The organism is Novosphingobium sp. KN65.2, from assembly GCF_001368935.1.
GTDB classification, from domain to species: Bacteria; Pseudomonadota; Alphaproteobacteria; order Sphingomonadales; family Sphingomonadaceae; genus Novosphingobium; species Novosphingobium mathurense.
Map to the genome: position 1 here is coordinate 1 of NZ_CCBH010000058.1, position 14,813 is coordinate 14,813.

Consider the following 14,813-nt stretch of genomic DNA (forward strand, 5'->3'; position numbering starts at 1 on the left):
TTGGGGAGCCCCGCCGAAAATGCCCCCCCCCCGCCGATGCCGGCGACGATGCGCAGGTCGCCCAGGCAATCGGCCTCGAGATCGCGCTCGTCGAAGGAGACGAAGCCTTGCACAAGCTGACCTTTGCTTCCGATTTCCAGCCTTCCGCACCGCCGGTGCGGGTCGGGACGGGCTATGACGTCCACCGTCTGGTCGAGGGCGAGGAACTCTGGCTCTGCGGCATCCGGATCGAGCATAGCCATGGGCTGTCCGGACACAGCGATGCCGACGTGGCGATCCACGCTCTCGTCGATGCCATGCTCGGCGCAATCGGTGCGGGCGACATCGGCCAGCACTTCCCGCCGAGCGACCCGCAGTGGCGCGGCGTGTCCTCCGACAGATTTCTCATCCATGCGGGCAATCTTGTAGCCAATGCGGGCTATTGCCTTGGAAATGCAGACATTACCATCATATGTGAATCACCGAGGCTTGGCCCGCACCGCGAAGCCATGCGCGCTCGCCTCGCGGAAATACTGAACGTCGATCCCGCCGTGATCGCCGTCAAGGCAACTACGACGGAGAAGCTCGGGTTTACCGGGCGCTCCGAGGGTATTGCCGCGCAGGCTGCAGTCTGCCTGTGCCGCATGTGAAAGGGACGATCATGAAACGAGGTTACAGATCCGCGGCCGGCATGATTGCAGCCATCCTTGCAATCGCACCGGGCGTTGCGGCTGCAGCACAGCCTGTCTGCCTCAGCAAGGGCGAGGCCCGCTCGCTGCTGACTTACGCCCTGCCGCAGGTTATCAGTGGGACGGGTAAGCGGTGTCAATCGCAGTTACCGGCCAATTCCTACTTGCGCACGCATGGTGAGGAACTGAAAGCGCGGTACGCTGCACAGAAGAACCGCTATTGGCCCGATGCACGTGCCGCCTTCCTCAAGTTGAGCAGTTCGAAAGACGCGCAGTTTGGCGAGTTTACCCGCAACCTTCCCGATGAGTCGCTGCAGCCGATCGTCGACATCGCCGTCGAAGGCATGGTAGCGCAGAACATCAAACCCAAGTCCTGCGACAAGATCGACCTTGCGCTCGACCTGCTGTCCCCTCTTCCGCCCGAAAATACCGCTGGCCTGATCGCGCTGTTCGTCGAAATCGGCGCACAAGCAGGCCGAAATGCCGCGCAGGCTGCCGACAAGCAGGCAAGCCTGGGCGGCTTTGCCATCTGTGAGAGCTGACATGGGCAAGAACGTACTTTTTCCGCAAGACCTCTACGATCTCGCAGAGCGCGTCATAAACGAGAACAAGGCGATCGGACGGACCGTCGCCCTTGCCGAGAGCTGCACTGGCGGCCTGGTCTGTGCGGCCCTGACCGAAGTACCTGGTTCATCCGCCGTGCTCGACCGTGGATTCATTACCTATTCGAACGAGTCCAAACAGGAACTGCTGGGCGTCCAGGACGACATTCTCGATGCTTTCGGCGCCGTATCGCCGGCCACGGCCTGGGCCATGGCACAGGGTGCGATCCGCCAAAGCCGCGCCGATGTCGCCGTTGCCATCAGCGGCATTGCCGGCCCCGAGGGGGGCTCGGAGATGAAACCGGTCGGAACCGTCGTCTTCGCCTGCGCCATTCGCGGCGAAGAAGAAGTGAATGCCGAGCAGAAGCTGATTGAAGGCAAGACCCGCGCCGAGATCCGGCATCAGGCGGCCATCGTCGCTCTGGAGTTGCTGCTTCCGCAAGCACACTAACAACGCGGTTTTCCGGGAATTCCGGAAGCCCCCGTTACCTAAAGTAAGTTCGCCATGCCGTCGGTCACTTTAGGTAACCTGATGCAGGTCACTTTTCGTAACTGCAGTAACTTTTCGTAACTTCAAGACGTCTGCGGCTCGCCGTAAAGCTCGTGAGCGCGCGCCTCGAAGGCTGCGACCATCTTGCGGAATGCCTTGTCGAAGTACTGGCCTGCGAGCTTCTCGAACAGGGCATTGCGGAACGAGAAGCGCACATCGAACTCGATGTCGCAGCTGTTCGCGTCCACTGCATGGAATCGCCAGACATTGTCGAGATCGCGCATCGGTCCATCGACGTAGTGGACCTTGATCTCTTCGGCCCGCCGCTTCTCGACCCGCGAGGTGAACTTCTCGCGCAGGGCCTTGAAGCCGACCAGCATGTCGGCAACCATTTCACTGCCGTTGTCCGACTTGACCCGGGTGGCGACCACCCAGGGCAGGAATTCCTGGTAGCGGCCTACGTCCGCGACCAGATCGAACATCTGCTCGGCACTGTAGGGTAACCGGTGGACTTCGTGGATTCCGGGCACGTTCAGGCCTCGCCCGTCATGGCATTGTCTACACTGGACATTACTTGCGGCCCTTGGCCAGCCTTGCTTCGCGTGCCGCCCGCATCTCGGCGAAGTCTTCGCCGGCGTGGTAGCTGGAACGGGTCAGTGGCGAAGCGGCAACCTGCAGGAAGCCCTTCGCCCGCGCAATGGCGCCATAGGCGTTGAAGGCCTGCGGCGTGACGAATTCCTTCACCTCGGCATGCTTGGGGGTCGGGCGCAGATACTGCCCCATGGTGAGGAAGTCGATGTCGGCGCTGCGCATGTCGTCCATCACCTGGTGCACTTCCAGGCGCTCTTCGCCCAGGCCGAGCATCACGCCCGACTTGGTGAAGATCGAGGGATCGTGGTTCTTCACTTCCTCGAGCAGGCGGAGCGACGCGTAATAGCGGGCGCCCGGACGGATCGTCGGGTACAGCCTCGGCACCGTCTCGAGATTGTGATTGTAGACATCGGGGCGCGCAGCCACGATCGCTTCGATCGCCGGGCGCATCTTACCGCGAAAGTCCGGGGTCAGGATCTCGATGGTCGTCGAAGGCGTGTTCCTGCGCAGCTCCTCGATCACCTTGACGAATTGGCTGGCCCCGCCGTCGGGCAGGTCGTCGCGGTCCACCGAGGTGATGACGATGTGTTCGAGGCCAAGCTTAGCCGCGGCTTCCGCCACGTGAGCAGGCTCATCGGTGTCAACACGGCCGGGCATCCCGGTCTTGACGTTGCAGAAGGCGCAGGCCCGGGTGCAGGTGTCGCCCAGGATCATGACCGTCGCATGCTTCTTGGTCCAGCACTCGCCGATATTGGGGCAAGCCGCTTCCTCGCACACGGTGTTGAGCTTGAGATCCCGCATGAGTTGGCGGGTTTCGCCATAGCCCTTGCTCGTCGGCGCCTTGACCCGGATCCAGTCCGGCTTGCGCTGCCGCTCGGGTTTCGGTTCGGGCTGCGGAACAGAGGAGAGATCGTTCATGGGGTCCAGATAGTCTCAAGTTTGCGCCCTTGCCAGTGCGAATATCCCGTTTATGGGATGCGGGCGCAAACAAGGAGCTCCCCATGACCGAAGCCAGTGATCGTGTCCTCGACCATCTCCTCGACGGCTATCGCCGCTTTCGCCAGACCGGCTGGACCCCCAACCGCGAACGTTGGGAGAGCCTGCGCGAAGGCCAGCAGCCGGAAGTCATGATCATCGCCTGCTCGGACAGCCGCGTCGATCCTTCGCAGATCTTCGACGTCGATCCGGGCGAGATCTTCGTCGTGCGCAACGTGGCCGCGCTGGTTCCGCCGTTCGAGACCACGCCCGGCCATCACGGCGTATCGGCAGCGCTCGAATTCGCGGTGCAGGTTCTCAAGGTGAAGGAAGTCGTGGTCATGGGCCACGGCATGTGCGGCGGCTGCAAGGCCGCGCTGACCCAGGAACTGCATGGCAACGAGCCGGGTGAAGGCGGTTTCGTCGCCAACTGGATCTCGCTGCTGGACGAAGCTCGCGCCCCGGTCGCCGACGAATTCGGCACCGAAGGTCGCCCCGCCGAGAAACAGATGGAACAGGCCGCGGTCAAGGTCAGCCTCGACAACCTGATGACCTTCCCCTGCGTACGCCGCAAGGTGAAGAACGGCGAGCTGACCCTGCGCGGCGCCTACTTCGCGATCTCCGATGGCATCCTGCACCTGATGGACAGCGAAACCGGCAAGTTCGAAGCGGTTTCCTGAGAATTGCGTCATTGCCCCCGGTGGACAATGATTGTCCACACGGGGACAGCAAGCGGACTGGCCAATAGAAAAAGGGCGCCGGATCGATCGATCCGGCGCCCTTTTCTCGTGATCGGCGAGCCGCCCGAAGGCGACCCGGACCGGATCAGGACTGCGGTGCAGCCGCAGCTGCCGGAGCGGCTGCCGGGGTCGCCTTGCTTGCAGCATAGGCCGACCACAACTTGGCGACGGGCGCGCGCGAACCGCTCACCTTTGCGAAGTTGGCCTGGGCCTCGGCATACTTGCCCAGCATCGCCTGCGCCATGCCGAGGTGCATGGCGACGGCATTGGCGTCGACGCCCGGCTTGCCCATCGCCATCGTGTAGAAGGTTTCAGCCTTGGCGGGCTGGTCGTAGCTCAGGAACACGTCGCCGGTGCCGGCAATCGTCGCGCCGGTCGCACCCGGCTTCATCGCGTCACGCTCCTGCGCGGCGAGCGAGGCCTTGTCGGACGAGACGCGCGCCTCGGTGTTGGCCTTTTCGCCGGCGAGATCGGAGGCGCTGATCTTGCCCTTCGAAATGCCCGCGTTCATGATCTTCAGCGCTTCGCCCGGATAGGCGCGCGGATCGACGTTCTCGATGTACTCCAGATAGTCGCGCTTGTCGTTCATCGCGCCGGTCACATACATCAGGCGCATGAGGTCGAGGTTTTCCTTGCTCGGCAGCGAGCCAAGCTGGCGAACGACCGAAATGGCGGCATTCCAGCTATCCGGCTTCGGGTAATACTGACCGAGCATCGCGGCGTATTCAGCCGAGGGCGCAAGCTGCTTGGCGTCGTAGGCAGCCTGAAGCGCAGTGCGGATCGAGGTCTCGTTGGGCTTGGCCCCGCTTGCCTTGGCCGCTTCCAGTTCCTTGTGCACGATGGCAAGGGCCGCCTGCGGGTTGTTGGAGCGCTTGTACGAATCGGCCAGGACTGCCTGGAGCATGCCCTGTGGATCGCGATACCCGCCGTCGTAAGCCGCCTGCAGCCAGCGTGCCGCTTCAGTGTACTGCTGGCTCTGGTAAGCGGTGACACCGGCAAGGTACTGTACCTGCCCCGCGGTTTCCGGACTCATCGCGCCGCTTTCGGCCATCATCACCAGGCCGCGGTGCTGCATTGCGACATCGTTCATGAAGATGCCGACGTTGCGGGTGAGTTCGCCCTGCTTGAGCTTGTCGAGCGGCTCGCTAGCGGCGGCTTCGGCGGCCTTGAGCTTGGCAAGGATGCCACCCATCGCAGCGTCCACCTCGGCGCGTGCGGCAGCCATCGCGGGGTCGGTCTGGGCGGCACGGGCCTTGTCCGCAGCAGCCTTTACCGTGGGATCGCTCTGGGCCTCGGTTACCGTCTTGTCGATTTCGGCGGCAACGGCTGCATATTCCTTGGAAAACGAAGCCTTGGCTGCCTTCTTTTCTTTTGCGGCAACCGTGGTCGGGGCAGCGGCAACAGCCATGCCGCCGGCGAGTGCCATGGCAAGGGCAACTCGGGAAATCAGGAACTTGCGAGCCATAAAGGCCAACTCCTCTCAAGTCGTCAGACACAGTGGCCCGCGCCCGAAAGCGGGGCCTCGAAAATGTACGGCGCAGGTACTGACGGGGAAATGCGCCTTTGGCAACCTCGCTCTCGAACTAGAGACCCGCCGCTTAACGCTGTTTGAATGCGACTCACCGCAAGCGTTCAGACAGGCCTCGTCATGCGCCCGAGGCGTCCTTCCGGTGTTTCAACCCATAAGTGTGGAAAAAGATGCACTCAGCGCCTTCCCAAGGGCTGTTTCAGTGGCATTCGCCCGGCGCATGTCCTAGTGCCGAAAATCACCTTTCTCATCGAAGCAACGAACGACACAGCGCGTGAGCGACGACATCGACACTCTTGAACATACCGGCCCCGAGGGCGAGTACACCCGCATCGACATCGTCGATGAGATGAAGACGAGCTATCTCGATTACGCGATGAGCGTGATCGTGAGTCGCGCGCTTCCCGACGTTCGGGACGGTCTCAAGCCGGTGCATCGCCGCATTCTGTGGACCAGCCACGAAAACGGGTTCGTTTCCGGCAAGGCCTACCGCAAGTCGGCGCGTATCGTCGGTGACACCATGGGTAAGTATCACCCCCATGGCGACGCTGCGATCTACGACGCGCTGGCGCGCATGACGCAGGACTGGTCGATGCGCCTGCCGCTGATCGACGGTCAGGGCAACTTCGGCTCGATGGACCCCGATCCGCCGGCCTCGATGCGTTACACCGAGGCGCGCCTGGCCAAGGTGGCCGACGCCCTGCTTGCGGATATCGACAAGGATACCGTCGACTTCCAGCCCAACTACGACGGGGCGGAACACGAACCGCAGGTCCTGCCGGCGCGTTTTCCGAACCTGCTGGTCAACGGCGCGGGCGGTATTGCGGTCGGCATGGCGACCAATATCCCGCCGCACAATCTGGGCGAAGTGATCGACGGTTGCTTCGCGATGATGGACAATCCGGGGATCACCTCGGAGGAACTGTTCCAGATCATTCCGGGCCCGGACTTCCCGACCGCTCCGCTGATTCTGGGACAGGGCGGTGCGCGCAATGCCGCCGTGACCGGTCGCGGCTCGATCATGATGCGCTGCCGCCACCAGATCGAGGAAACCCGCGGCGACCGGCGCTCGATCGTCCTCACCTCGATCCCCTATCAGGTCGGCAAGTCCAACCTCGTCGAGAAAATCGCCGAGGCCGCGAAGGACAAGCGGATCGAAGGTATCTCCGATATTCGCGACGAATCGAACCGCGAGGGCGTGCGCGTCGTCGTGGACCTGAAGCGCGACGCCTCGCCTGAAGTCGTGCTCAACCAGATCTGGCGCAACACCCCTGCCCAGTCGAACTTCGCGGCGAACATGCTGGCGATCCGCGGCGGCCGCCCGGAAATCCTCTCGCTTCGCGACATCATCCAGGCCTTCATCCAGTTCCGCGAGCAGGTTATCACCCGCCGCACCAAGTACGAACTGAACAAGGCCCGCGACCGCGCGCACATCTTGCTCGGCCTCGTCGTCGCGGTTTCGAACCTCGACGAAGTCGTCGCGATGATCCGCAGTTCGTCGAACCCGGCCGATGCGCGTGCCAAGCTCCTCGCCAAGCAATGGCCGATCGGCGACATCGCGCCCTATATCCGCCTCGTCGAAGCGATCGAGCCGAATGCGGAAGAGGACGGCGGCACCTATCGCCTGTCCGAGACGCAAGTTAAGGCGATACTTGAACTTCGCCTCCACCGCCTGACCGCACTGGGCCGTGACGAAATCGGCGACGAGCTCAAGGAGCTTGCCATCGCGATCGAGGAATACCTCTCGATCCTGGCCGATAGAATTAAGCTTTACAATGTGATGCGCGAGGAACTTCAGGTCGTACGCGATGCGTACGCAACCCCGCGCGTCTCCGAGATTACCGCCGCTTTCGACGGGATCGAGGACGAAGACCTGATCGAGCGCGAGGACATGGTGGTGACCGTCACCATGGACGGCTACATCAAGCGCACCCCGCTCTCGACCTTCCGCGCCCAGAACCGAGGCGGCAAGGGCCGCGCCGGCATGGCGACCAAGGACGAGGATGCAGTGACGACGATGTTCGTCACCTCGACCCACAATCCGGTCCTGTTCTTCTCGACCGCGGGCAAGGTTTACCGCCTGAAGGTCTGGAAACTGCCGGAAGGTGGTCCGACCACGCGTGGCCGCCCGATCGTCAATCTGCTGCCCGCACTCGACAAGGACGAGACGATCCAGACCGTTCTCGCCCTTCCTGAGGACGAGGCCGAATGGGGCAAGCTCTCGGTCGTCTTCGCGACTTCGAAGGGCAATGTCCGCCGCAACTCGATGGACGCCTTCTCGAACATCCCGACCAACGGCAAGTTCGCGATGAAGTTCGACGAGGATGCGGACGATCACCTGATCGGCGTGGCCCTGCTCGAAGCGACCGACGACGTCCTGCTCGCCACTCGCCAGGGCAAGGCGATCCGTTTCGCCGGTGACCAGGTCCGCGAGTTCACGAGCCGCACGTCCACCGGCGTGCGCGGCATGACGCTCAAGGGCGATGACCGCGTCATCTCGCTGTCGATCCTCCACCGGGTCGGCACGGAATCGGAAGAGCGCGAGGAATACCTGAAGTTCGCTCCGTGGAAGGGCGAGAAGGAAGGCGAACCGGCCCTTTCGGCCGAGCGCTTCGCCGAACTGCAGGAACGCGAACAGTTCATCCTGACCGTCTGTGCCAACGGCTACGGCAAGATGTCCTCGGCCTACGAGTATCGTCGCACCGGACGCGGCGGACAGGGCATCACCAATATCGACAATATTGCCCGCAACGGGCCGGTCGTGGCGAGCTTCCCGGCTGTTCAGGCCCAGCAGCTCATGCTGGTCACCGACCAGGCCAAGCTGATCCGCCTCCCGCTCGAGACGATGCGCGTCATCGGTCGCAATTCGGCGGGCGTCAGGCTGTTTAACGTCTCGGCGAATGAGCACGTCGTCAGCGCCGTACGCCTCGACGAGGCGAACGAGGAAGAGGACGTCGTTACCGAAGCCGTTGAGGCAGCCGAAGGCGAAACGGCCGCAGCACCGGAAGCGCCCGAGACTCCGGAAGCCGGAGAATGAGTGAAGAACGGGCATTGTCCACCGAGACAATCGCCTACAAGATCCTGACCGGAGCCCAATTGGCACGGCTGCTTGAAGACGGCAGTTTTCTAGGGGCTCCGGTCGATCTTGCCGATGGTTACGTCCATTTGTCCGCCGCGGGACAAGTCCAGGGAACGCTGGACAAGCACTTCGCCGGAGAGGATGACCTCTACATCGCCGGTATCGACCTCGAAGCGGTGTCCGATGCCCTCAAGTGGGAAGTCTCACGCGGGGGCGCCCTGTTCCCGCACCTCTACGCGCCGTTGCCGCTCAGCGCCGTAATTGCGCATGGTCCGGTCCGGCGCGAACCGTCGGGACGCGTTATCCTGCCGGGCCGCGGCTGACCGTTACCGGCGCGAGCGCAGTTCCACCGTAACGCCGGTCGAAAGCATGAGGTTGCCGAAGTAGAACAGCGGCCAGGCGAAGTGCGCCATCCATAGCTCGCGCTGCATGAGGCCGCCCCCGGCTATGGCCAACAGGTTCGCCGTCAGGATGACGACCGCCCCTGCTCCAACCCGGTAGCGCGGAAAGTTGCTTGCCCATGCGCTCGCGGCCATTCCGCCCACGGCGACCATGTAGACAAGCGCAGTAACCCGCATTTCCGGCGATGCGAGGAGAAATCCGATCGCCGGCGTAACCAGCAGGATCGCAGTAACGGCCGCTTTCTGCGACCCGGTGAGCGTCGGGCGGCGATGCGAGGCGAAGAGCCCGATGCCCAGGCCGAAGCCGATGATGATCAGGACGATCGAGGCGTAGGGCAAGTAGTCGTAGAGCGCCGTGCCGATCCCCTCGCAGGCCAGCCAACATCCGCGTATCGTTTCCGCGATGACGCAGGACAGCGTAGACCGCGAGCAACAGCAGCGGGGCCGCTTGGAGGCCGAGCAGGTAAAGGCCCGGGAAACGGCTGTTTTCCAACCATATGAAGGCCAGCGCAGCAAGCACGCTGCCCAGGAGCCAGGGCCTTCTTTCGATCAGTGCGCGCCTTGGCATTCTCTGGGTCTTCCAATCCGGGATCAAATTCGTCGACTGCGCTTGTCACGGTTTTGGCACTTCATGCAATCCCTCTCGGATCGCCGCGCCAAATCTGCATTCCCTTTCGCTGCGCGCAAAGAGCCGCTAGGGGCCTTTGCCCATGACAGCACAACCCGGTTACGACGTTCACATTATCGGCGGCGGCCTCGCAGGCAGCGAAGCGGCCTGGCAACTCGCCCGGCGCGGCCTTCGCGTGCGCCTGTCCGAAATGCGCGGCACGGGCGAACGGAGCCCGGCGCACCAAACCGACGGCCTTGCCGAGATGGTCTGCTCCAATTCCTTCCGCTCCGACGACGACGAGAAGAATGCAGTCGGCCTGCTTCATCACGAGATGCGCCGCTGCGATTCGGTGATCATGGCGGCTGCTGCCTGTGCGCAGGTGCCTGCCGGATCTGCGCTGGCCGTCGATCGCGAAGTGTTCTCCGCCGAAGTCGAGGCGCGCCTGCAATCGCTGCCGACGCTCGACATCGTGCGAGAGCGGATCGACACCCTGCCCGAAAGCGGCCTGACAATCATCGCCACCGGCCCGCTGACCGCCGAAGCGCTTGCCGGCAGCATCGGCAAGGCCACGGGTTCGGACAGCCTCGCGTTCTTCGATGCCATTGCCCCGATTGTCTACCACGACACGATCGACATGGACATTTGCTGGAAAGCATCGCGCTGGGACAAGCCGTCCAAGTTCGGCGGTGAGGCCAAGGACTACATCAACTGCCCGATGGACAAGGACCAGTACCTGGCTTTCCATCAGGCCCTCATCGATGGCGAAAAGACCGCGTTCAAGGAGTGGGAGGCGAACACTCCCTACTTCGACGGCTGCATGCCGATCGAAGTCATGGCCGAACGCGGCGTCGACACCCTGCGCTTCGGACCGATGAAGCCGGTAGGGCTCGACAACCCGCACTGGGCGACCGAAGAGCATCCCAATGGGCGCTGGGCCTATGCCGTCGTCCAATTGCGGCAGGACAACAAGCTCGGCACGCTGTGGAACATGGTCGGTTTCCAGACCAAGCTCAAACATGCCGAGCAGGTCCGCCTGTTCCGCACCATTCCCGGTCTCGAGAACGCCGAATTTGCGCGCCTTGGCGGCCTGCACCGCAATACCTTCCTCAACTCGCCGATCCTGCTCGACCGCCAGTTACGCCTCAAGAGCGCGCCGCACGTGCGCTTTGCCGGCCAGATCACCGGCTGCGAGGGATATGTCGAGAGCGCCGCAGTCGGCCTGATGGCCGGCCTGATGACCGCAGCCGAACTGCGTGGCCTCGATTGGCAGGGACCTCCGGCGACGACGGCGATGGGCGCCCTGCTCTCCCACATTACCGGCGATGCCGAGGCGGAGAGTTATCAGCCGATGAACGTCAATTTCGGGCTGTTCCCGCCACTTCACGACGTCAGGAAGAAGCAGCGCAAGGAAGCCTATACCTCGCGGGCCAAGGAAGACATCGGAACCTGGCTGCAGACCCTGTCCCCGGCGGCCTGAGACGGGTCAGCACGAGCAGCGCGGCTTGGGCTTGGGTTTGCGCGGCGGTGCCGTGCGACGAAACTCCTCGGGTGTCAGCCAGTCGTCGCCATTGACGTCGGCATGATCGAACTTGTCGACCGTGGTGACCGCCCATTCCTCGAAGGTGAGCAGGTTGTTGCCGTCCTTGTCGAGACTGCGGAAACCCGATGTGCGCGTCGATAGCATCTCGTTGCGGGTGATACGCCCGTCACTGTCGCGATCGTAGCGGCCAAAGCGCTGCTGCTCGCGACTGAGTTCGGTGGCCTCGGGTGGCTCCGGTCCGACGAGATCCTCGATCGAAGCGCTGGGAAATTCGTCGGGTTCCGCCGACGCTTCCTCCGGCGGGGGAGCCCCCTCCTCCACTTCGGCGCGGCCCTGCATCCAGAACAGGCCGAGCGAGGCGAGCACCAGCGCCGCCAGAGCACCGAGCACCAATCTGTTCACGCGCGCCTCTGCATTACGCCGCGATGCCTAGTGCGGTGTTCTCCGCCTTTGAAATTACAATGTGGTCAGGAGGTCAGAAGCCGAGGATACCGAGCCGCATGGCCTTGAGCAGGGCGGCAGGCGACTGTGCGCCCTTCTCGGCGCCCCTGGCCAGACGGGTCTGCGCCAGTCCATGCAGGACGAGCAACGGACGCAGCGACCGCGAAACGCGCGGTCGGCGCCGATCATCTGCTGCGATCATAACCCGCACGGCCTCGCTCTCATTCTTGTCGCGCAGGCGAGTGGCGAGATCCGTCATGGCCCATTTCCGGCCGATTGTCGCCGCAGCCTGCGCCTCTTCTGGTCTGCCTAGCGCCGATGCCAACGCGCCAAATGCAGCTCCGCGCCCCTCTACCATTTGAGCCAGCGCTTCGGGCGGCAAGGGCGCAGCACCCGTCAGGGCTTCCCAGCCATCGACGAGTGCAGAGAGCGCCTTGTGCTGCCCGTTCCAGCTCCGCAGCGCTGCCAGCAAGGGTTCTCCCGCGGGCCATTCGGATGCATCGCGCTCAAGGCTCTCGCGCCACCAGGCGAGGCGCAGCTGGGCCAGCATCGGTTCCTTCGAATGGCGCAGCAATCCGGCCAGTCGCGTATCGAGAGCAAAGACCGCAAGCGTGGGCAGGCGCGCAGCGGAAGGGGCGTAGGCGAGCGCCAGCCTCTGGCTCAGCGGCAGAGTGGCAAGCAAGGCCTCTTCGATGTCGTTTTTGGACATCGCTCTTTGGGGGGAATCTTCGGTCACCGCGCCTCTCTAACCGTCGAGGCCGGATGTGCAAGGGCACCGAAATGCAACGCGATTTAACATCAATTAACTAAAATGTTTCATTTAACGCCAACCCCGTTGGGGTCAGATAGTGAATATTGGATTGAGGCGCCTTGAGGATATATCCCATGTTCCGACGTATCCGCAGCCTGATGAAGGGCCTGATCTCCGCAAGGAGCGGCAACGCCATGATGATGGTGGCCATCGGTATGCCTGCCCTCATCGGCGCCATGGGCTATGGCGTGGACACGGCGCAATGGTACATGTGGCAGCGCGAGTTGCAGCACTCGGTCGACCAGGCCGCAATCGGCGGCGCATGGGCCCTCGCCTACAGCGACGACGCCGACTACGAGACGCGGGCCAAGCAGGAATTCAACGCCAACCAGAAGATCACCGCTTCGTTCGCCAGCGCGCCAACGATCACGCTGGCGAACTTCGATGGCGGTGTAGCAAACAGCGTACTGGTGACGGCCACGGCCACCAAGAAGCTGCCTTTCACCGGCTTGCTGCTCAACCAGTCTGCAACCGTAATGGCGCGCGCACAGGCCCGGTTCAAGGAAGGCAACAAGTTCCACGCCTGCCTGATCACCCTGAAGCAGGACGGCACGACCTTCCAGATCGGCGGCAACGCCCACGTCATCGCCAATTGCGGGCTCGGCGCCCTTTCGTGCAGCGACGATGCCATCACCATCGACGGCAGCGCCACGGTGGAGACCACCTCGATTGCAGCCTGCGGCACGGTGGACGTGCCTGAAAGCCTGAGCGGCACAGTCACCGAAAACGCGACGGGCCTGTCCGACGTCTATTCCGACATTCCGATCCCGGAGCCGGACTCCAGCACCAAGGACCAGACAAAGGCGAAGTATTGCGAAGGTAACGGCAACAAGGCGATCGCCAACCTTTTCCCCGGCAAGTACACCGGCGGCTACATCGCGAAGTGCGCCACGACCTTCAATTCCGGCATCTATTTCATCGACGGCGGCACGCTGGACCTGTCCACGAATGCGACGGTCGTCGGCAAGAACGTACTGTTCGTGCTGCGCAAGGGCGCGAAGATCAAGCTCGGCGGCGAAGGTGCAACGGGCTCGATCACGCTGACGCCGATGCAGGCTGCAGACTTCCAGAGCACGCCTTATGCGGCCGACGCAGATCGCCTCTCGCAGATGCTCTTCATGGAAGACAAGACGGACGAAACCGAGCCTGCCGCGCACCAGATCAACGGCAATACCAACCTCAATATCGAAGGCGTCCTGTACCTGCCCAACGGCGACGTGCAGATCAACGGCGATTCCGGAACGACCAGCAAGCTGTGCTTCCAGATCTCGGCCTATACGCTCGACATTCGCGGCAGCGCCTATCTGCGCACCCTGTGCGACTATGAGGACAGCTCGGTTCTCGGGATGTCCACTCCCATCGTGAGGCTCGTGGCATGATCGTTCAAGGATTGCGCCGCATGGTTCGCGACCTGCAAGGCGTGATGGCAATCGAAACGGCCATCGTCGCGCCGGTAATCGTGCTGATGGCGCTCGGCACCTTCGAGGTTGGTCGCATCGTCTCGCGCCAGCAGGAATTGCAGAGCGCGGCAAGCGAGGCCGAAGGCATCGTGTTGGCAGCGGCGGCCGGATCGGGCACATCTTCGGACACGATGAAAAGCGTCATCAAGGACTCGCTCGGTCTTGCCGACAACGAGGTGACGCTGCAGCAACGCTTCCGCTGCAACCTCTCCAGCCAGCTGACCACGGACGCCTCGACCTGTGACACCGATCAGCCGATCTACCAGTATGTCCTGCTCGACGTGACCGATACCTATACGCCGATCTGGACCCGCTTCGGGGTTGGCAAGGCCCTCAACTATCGTGTCGAACGCACGATTCAGGTGCAGTGATGAGCAGTATCCTCAAACAACCGCGTCCTGGACGTTTCACCCGCGACGAGCGAGGCGGCGTTCTGGTCGAGTTCGCACTCCTGGCGCCGCTCTTCTTCACATTGCTGATCGGCGTGCTCCAGATCGGGATGCAGATCCAGAACTGGAACGCGATCCGCAATCTCGCCTCGGACGGCGCGCGATTTGCAGTGGTTGAGTATCAGCGCGGCCATGCCAGCCAGGCCGACCTGATCTCAACGTGGATGCGCTCACGCGGGGTCGGCTCGCGCTACAACCTCAACACCGACCGTCTCGGCATTACCGTTACGTCCCAGACGAGCCGGATCACCGATGCGCTCGAGATGCAGATCAAGGTAACTTACGACGCGCCGGATTATCTGGCCTTCGTCCCGGGCAACCTGCTGCAGCTCACTTACAAGCGGCCGGTATTTCTCCTCAAGGACGCCTGAGCGCCCTCCCCGGCTGATCGGTACGCCAAGTCGGGTTTGCAACTAAGACATGGAAAA

16 protein-coding genes are annotated in these 14,813 nt (G+C 62.9%); 10 read left to right on the top strand and 6 right to left on the bottom strand.

All coding sequences use genetic code 11. From position 1 onward, the window contains the following. The 3 genes from ispF to SPHV1_RS02160 all read left to right on the top strand — a co-directional run. Positions 1-629: 2-C-methyl-D-erythritol 2,4-cyclodiphosphate synthase (gene ispF / locus SPHV1_RS02150; RefSeq protein ID WP_231634411.1), on the top strand; the 629-nt coding region annotated here is incomplete at its 5' end. An 11-nt stretch (positions 630-640) separates the two neighbouring features. Next, complete coding sequence (locus tag SPHV1_RS02155; RefSeq protein WP_054944481.1) at positions 641-1,210, top strand: hypothetical protein; 570 nt, start codon at positions 641-643, stop codon at positions 1,208-1,210. A 1-nt stretch (position 1,211) separates the two neighbouring features. Beyond that, the gene (locus tag SPHV1_RS02160; RefSeq protein ID WP_054944468.1) at positions 1,212-1,721 is read left to right on the top strand and encodes a CinA family protein; all 510 of its coding nucleotides are present in this window, start codon (positions 1,212-1,214) and stop codon (positions 1,719-1,721) included. A gap of 122 nt (positions 1,722-1,843) precedes the next feature. Here SPHV1_RS02160 and SPHV1_RS02165 read toward each other — a convergent pair whose 3' ends face one another. Both SPHV1_RS02165 and lipA read right to left on the bottom strand, forming a co-directional pair. Next, the gene (locus SPHV1_RS02165; protein WP_054944469.1) at positions 1,844-2,290 is read right to left on the bottom strand and encodes a type II toxin-antitoxin system RatA family toxin; all 447 of its coding nucleotides are present in this window, start codon (positions 2,288-2,290) and stop codon (positions 1,844-1,846) included. Between the two features lie 40 nt (positions 2,291-2,330). Next, positions 2,331-3,269, bottom strand: a complete 939-nt coding sequence (lipA, locus tag SPHV1_RS02170) for a lipoyl synthase (protein ID WP_054944470.1) — start codon at positions 3,267-3,269, stop codon at positions 2,331-2,333. A gap of 83 nt (positions 3,270-3,352) precedes the next feature. Between lipA and SPHV1_RS02175 the strand changes: the two genes are divergently transcribed. Continuing rightward, entirely contained in the window at positions 3,353-4,006 is a 654-nt protein-coding gene (locus tag SPHV1_RS02175) for a carbonic anhydrase (RefSeq protein WP_054944471.1), read from the top strand. Between the two features lie 145 nt (positions 4,007-4,151). Here SPHV1_RS02175 and SPHV1_RS02180 read toward each other — a convergent pair whose 3' ends face one another. Beyond that, on the bottom strand, positions 4,152-5,531 hold the full coding sequence (locus SPHV1_RS02180; protein ID WP_054944472.1) for a hypothetical protein: 1,380 nt from the start codon (positions 5,529-5,531) through the stop codon (positions 4,152-4,154). A 337-nt stretch (positions 5,532-5,868) separates the two neighbouring features. Between SPHV1_RS02180 and gyrA the strand changes: the two genes are divergently transcribed. Both gyrA and SPHV1_RS02190 read left to right on the top strand, forming a co-directional pair. Then, complete coding sequence (gene gyrA / locus SPHV1_RS02185) at positions 5,869-8,631, top strand: DNA gyrase subunit A (protein WP_054944473.1); 2,763 nt, start codon at positions 5,869-5,871, stop codon at positions 8,629-8,631. Next, complete coding sequence (locus SPHV1_RS02190; protein ID WP_054944474.1) at positions 8,628-8,996, top strand: DUF952 domain-containing protein; 369 nt, start codon at positions 8,628-8,630, stop codon at positions 8,994-8,996. The genes gyrA and SPHV1_RS02190 overlap by 4 nt, the downstream gene beginning before the upstream one ends. A 3-nt stretch (positions 8,997-8,999) precedes the next feature. Here the strand turns inward: SPHV1_RS02190 and SPHV1_RS02195 are convergent, their stop codons facing one another. Then, on the bottom strand, positions 9,000-9,590 hold the full coding sequence (locus SPHV1_RS02195; RefSeq protein ID WP_231634412.1) for a hypothetical protein: 591 nt from the start codon (positions 9,588-9,590) through the stop codon (positions 9,000-9,002). A 194-nt stretch (positions 9,591-9,784) separates the two neighbouring features. Between SPHV1_RS02195 and trmFO the strand changes: the two genes are divergently transcribed. Then, positions 9,785-11,161, top strand: a complete 1,377-nt coding sequence (gene trmFO / locus SPHV1_RS02200; RefSeq protein ID WP_054944475.1) for a methylenetetrahydrofolate--tRNA-(uracil(54)-C(5))-methyltransferase (FADH(2)-oxidizing) TrmFO — start codon at positions 9,785-9,787, stop codon at positions 11,159-11,161. A gap of 6 nt (positions 11,162-11,167) precedes the next feature. On the opposite strand, the gene SPHV1_RS02205 is transcribed toward trmFO, so the two are convergent. Together SPHV1_RS02205 and SPHV1_RS02210 are read right to left on the bottom strand one after the other, a co-directional pair. Continuing rightward, complete coding sequence (locus SPHV1_RS02205) at positions 11,168-11,626, bottom strand: hypothetical protein (RefSeq protein ID WP_054944476.1); 459 nt, start codon at positions 11,624-11,626, stop codon at positions 11,168-11,170. Positions 11,627-11,699: 73 nt separating this feature from the next. Then, positions 11,700-12,374 (bottom strand): hypothetical protein, encoded by a 675-nt coding sequence (locus SPHV1_RS02210; protein ID WP_054944477.1) that lies wholly within the window; start codon positions 12,372-12,374, stop codon positions 11,700-11,702. A gap of 176 nt (positions 12,375-12,550) precedes the next feature. Here SPHV1_RS02210 and SPHV1_RS02215 point away from each other — a divergent pair, with 176 nt between their 5' ends. Genes SPHV1_RS02215 through SPHV1_RS02225 form a run of 3 tightly spaced genes read left to right on the top strand, consistent with a single transcriptional unit; the run spans position 12,551 to position 14,756 of the window. Further along, positions 12,551-13,855 (top strand): TadE/TadG family type IV pilus assembly protein, encoded by a 1,305-nt coding sequence (locus tag SPHV1_RS02215; RefSeq protein ID WP_054944478.1) that lies wholly within the window; start codon positions 12,551-12,553, stop codon positions 13,853-13,855. Continuing rightward, entirely contained in the window at positions 13,852-14,307 is a 456-nt protein-coding gene (locus SPHV1_RS02220) for a TadE/TadG family type IV pilus assembly protein (protein ID WP_054944479.1), read from the top strand. Before SPHV1_RS02215 ends, SPHV1_RS02220 begins: the two co-directional genes overlap by 4 nt. Further along, positions 14,307-14,756, top strand: coding sequence for a TadE/TadG family type IV pilus assembly protein (locus SPHV1_RS02225; protein WP_054944480.1), 450 nt, complete (start codon positions 14,307-14,309; stop codon positions 14,754-14,756). The genes SPHV1_RS02220 and SPHV1_RS02225 overlap by 1 nt, the downstream gene beginning before the upstream one ends. Positions 14,757-14,813 lie beyond the last annotated feature (57 nt).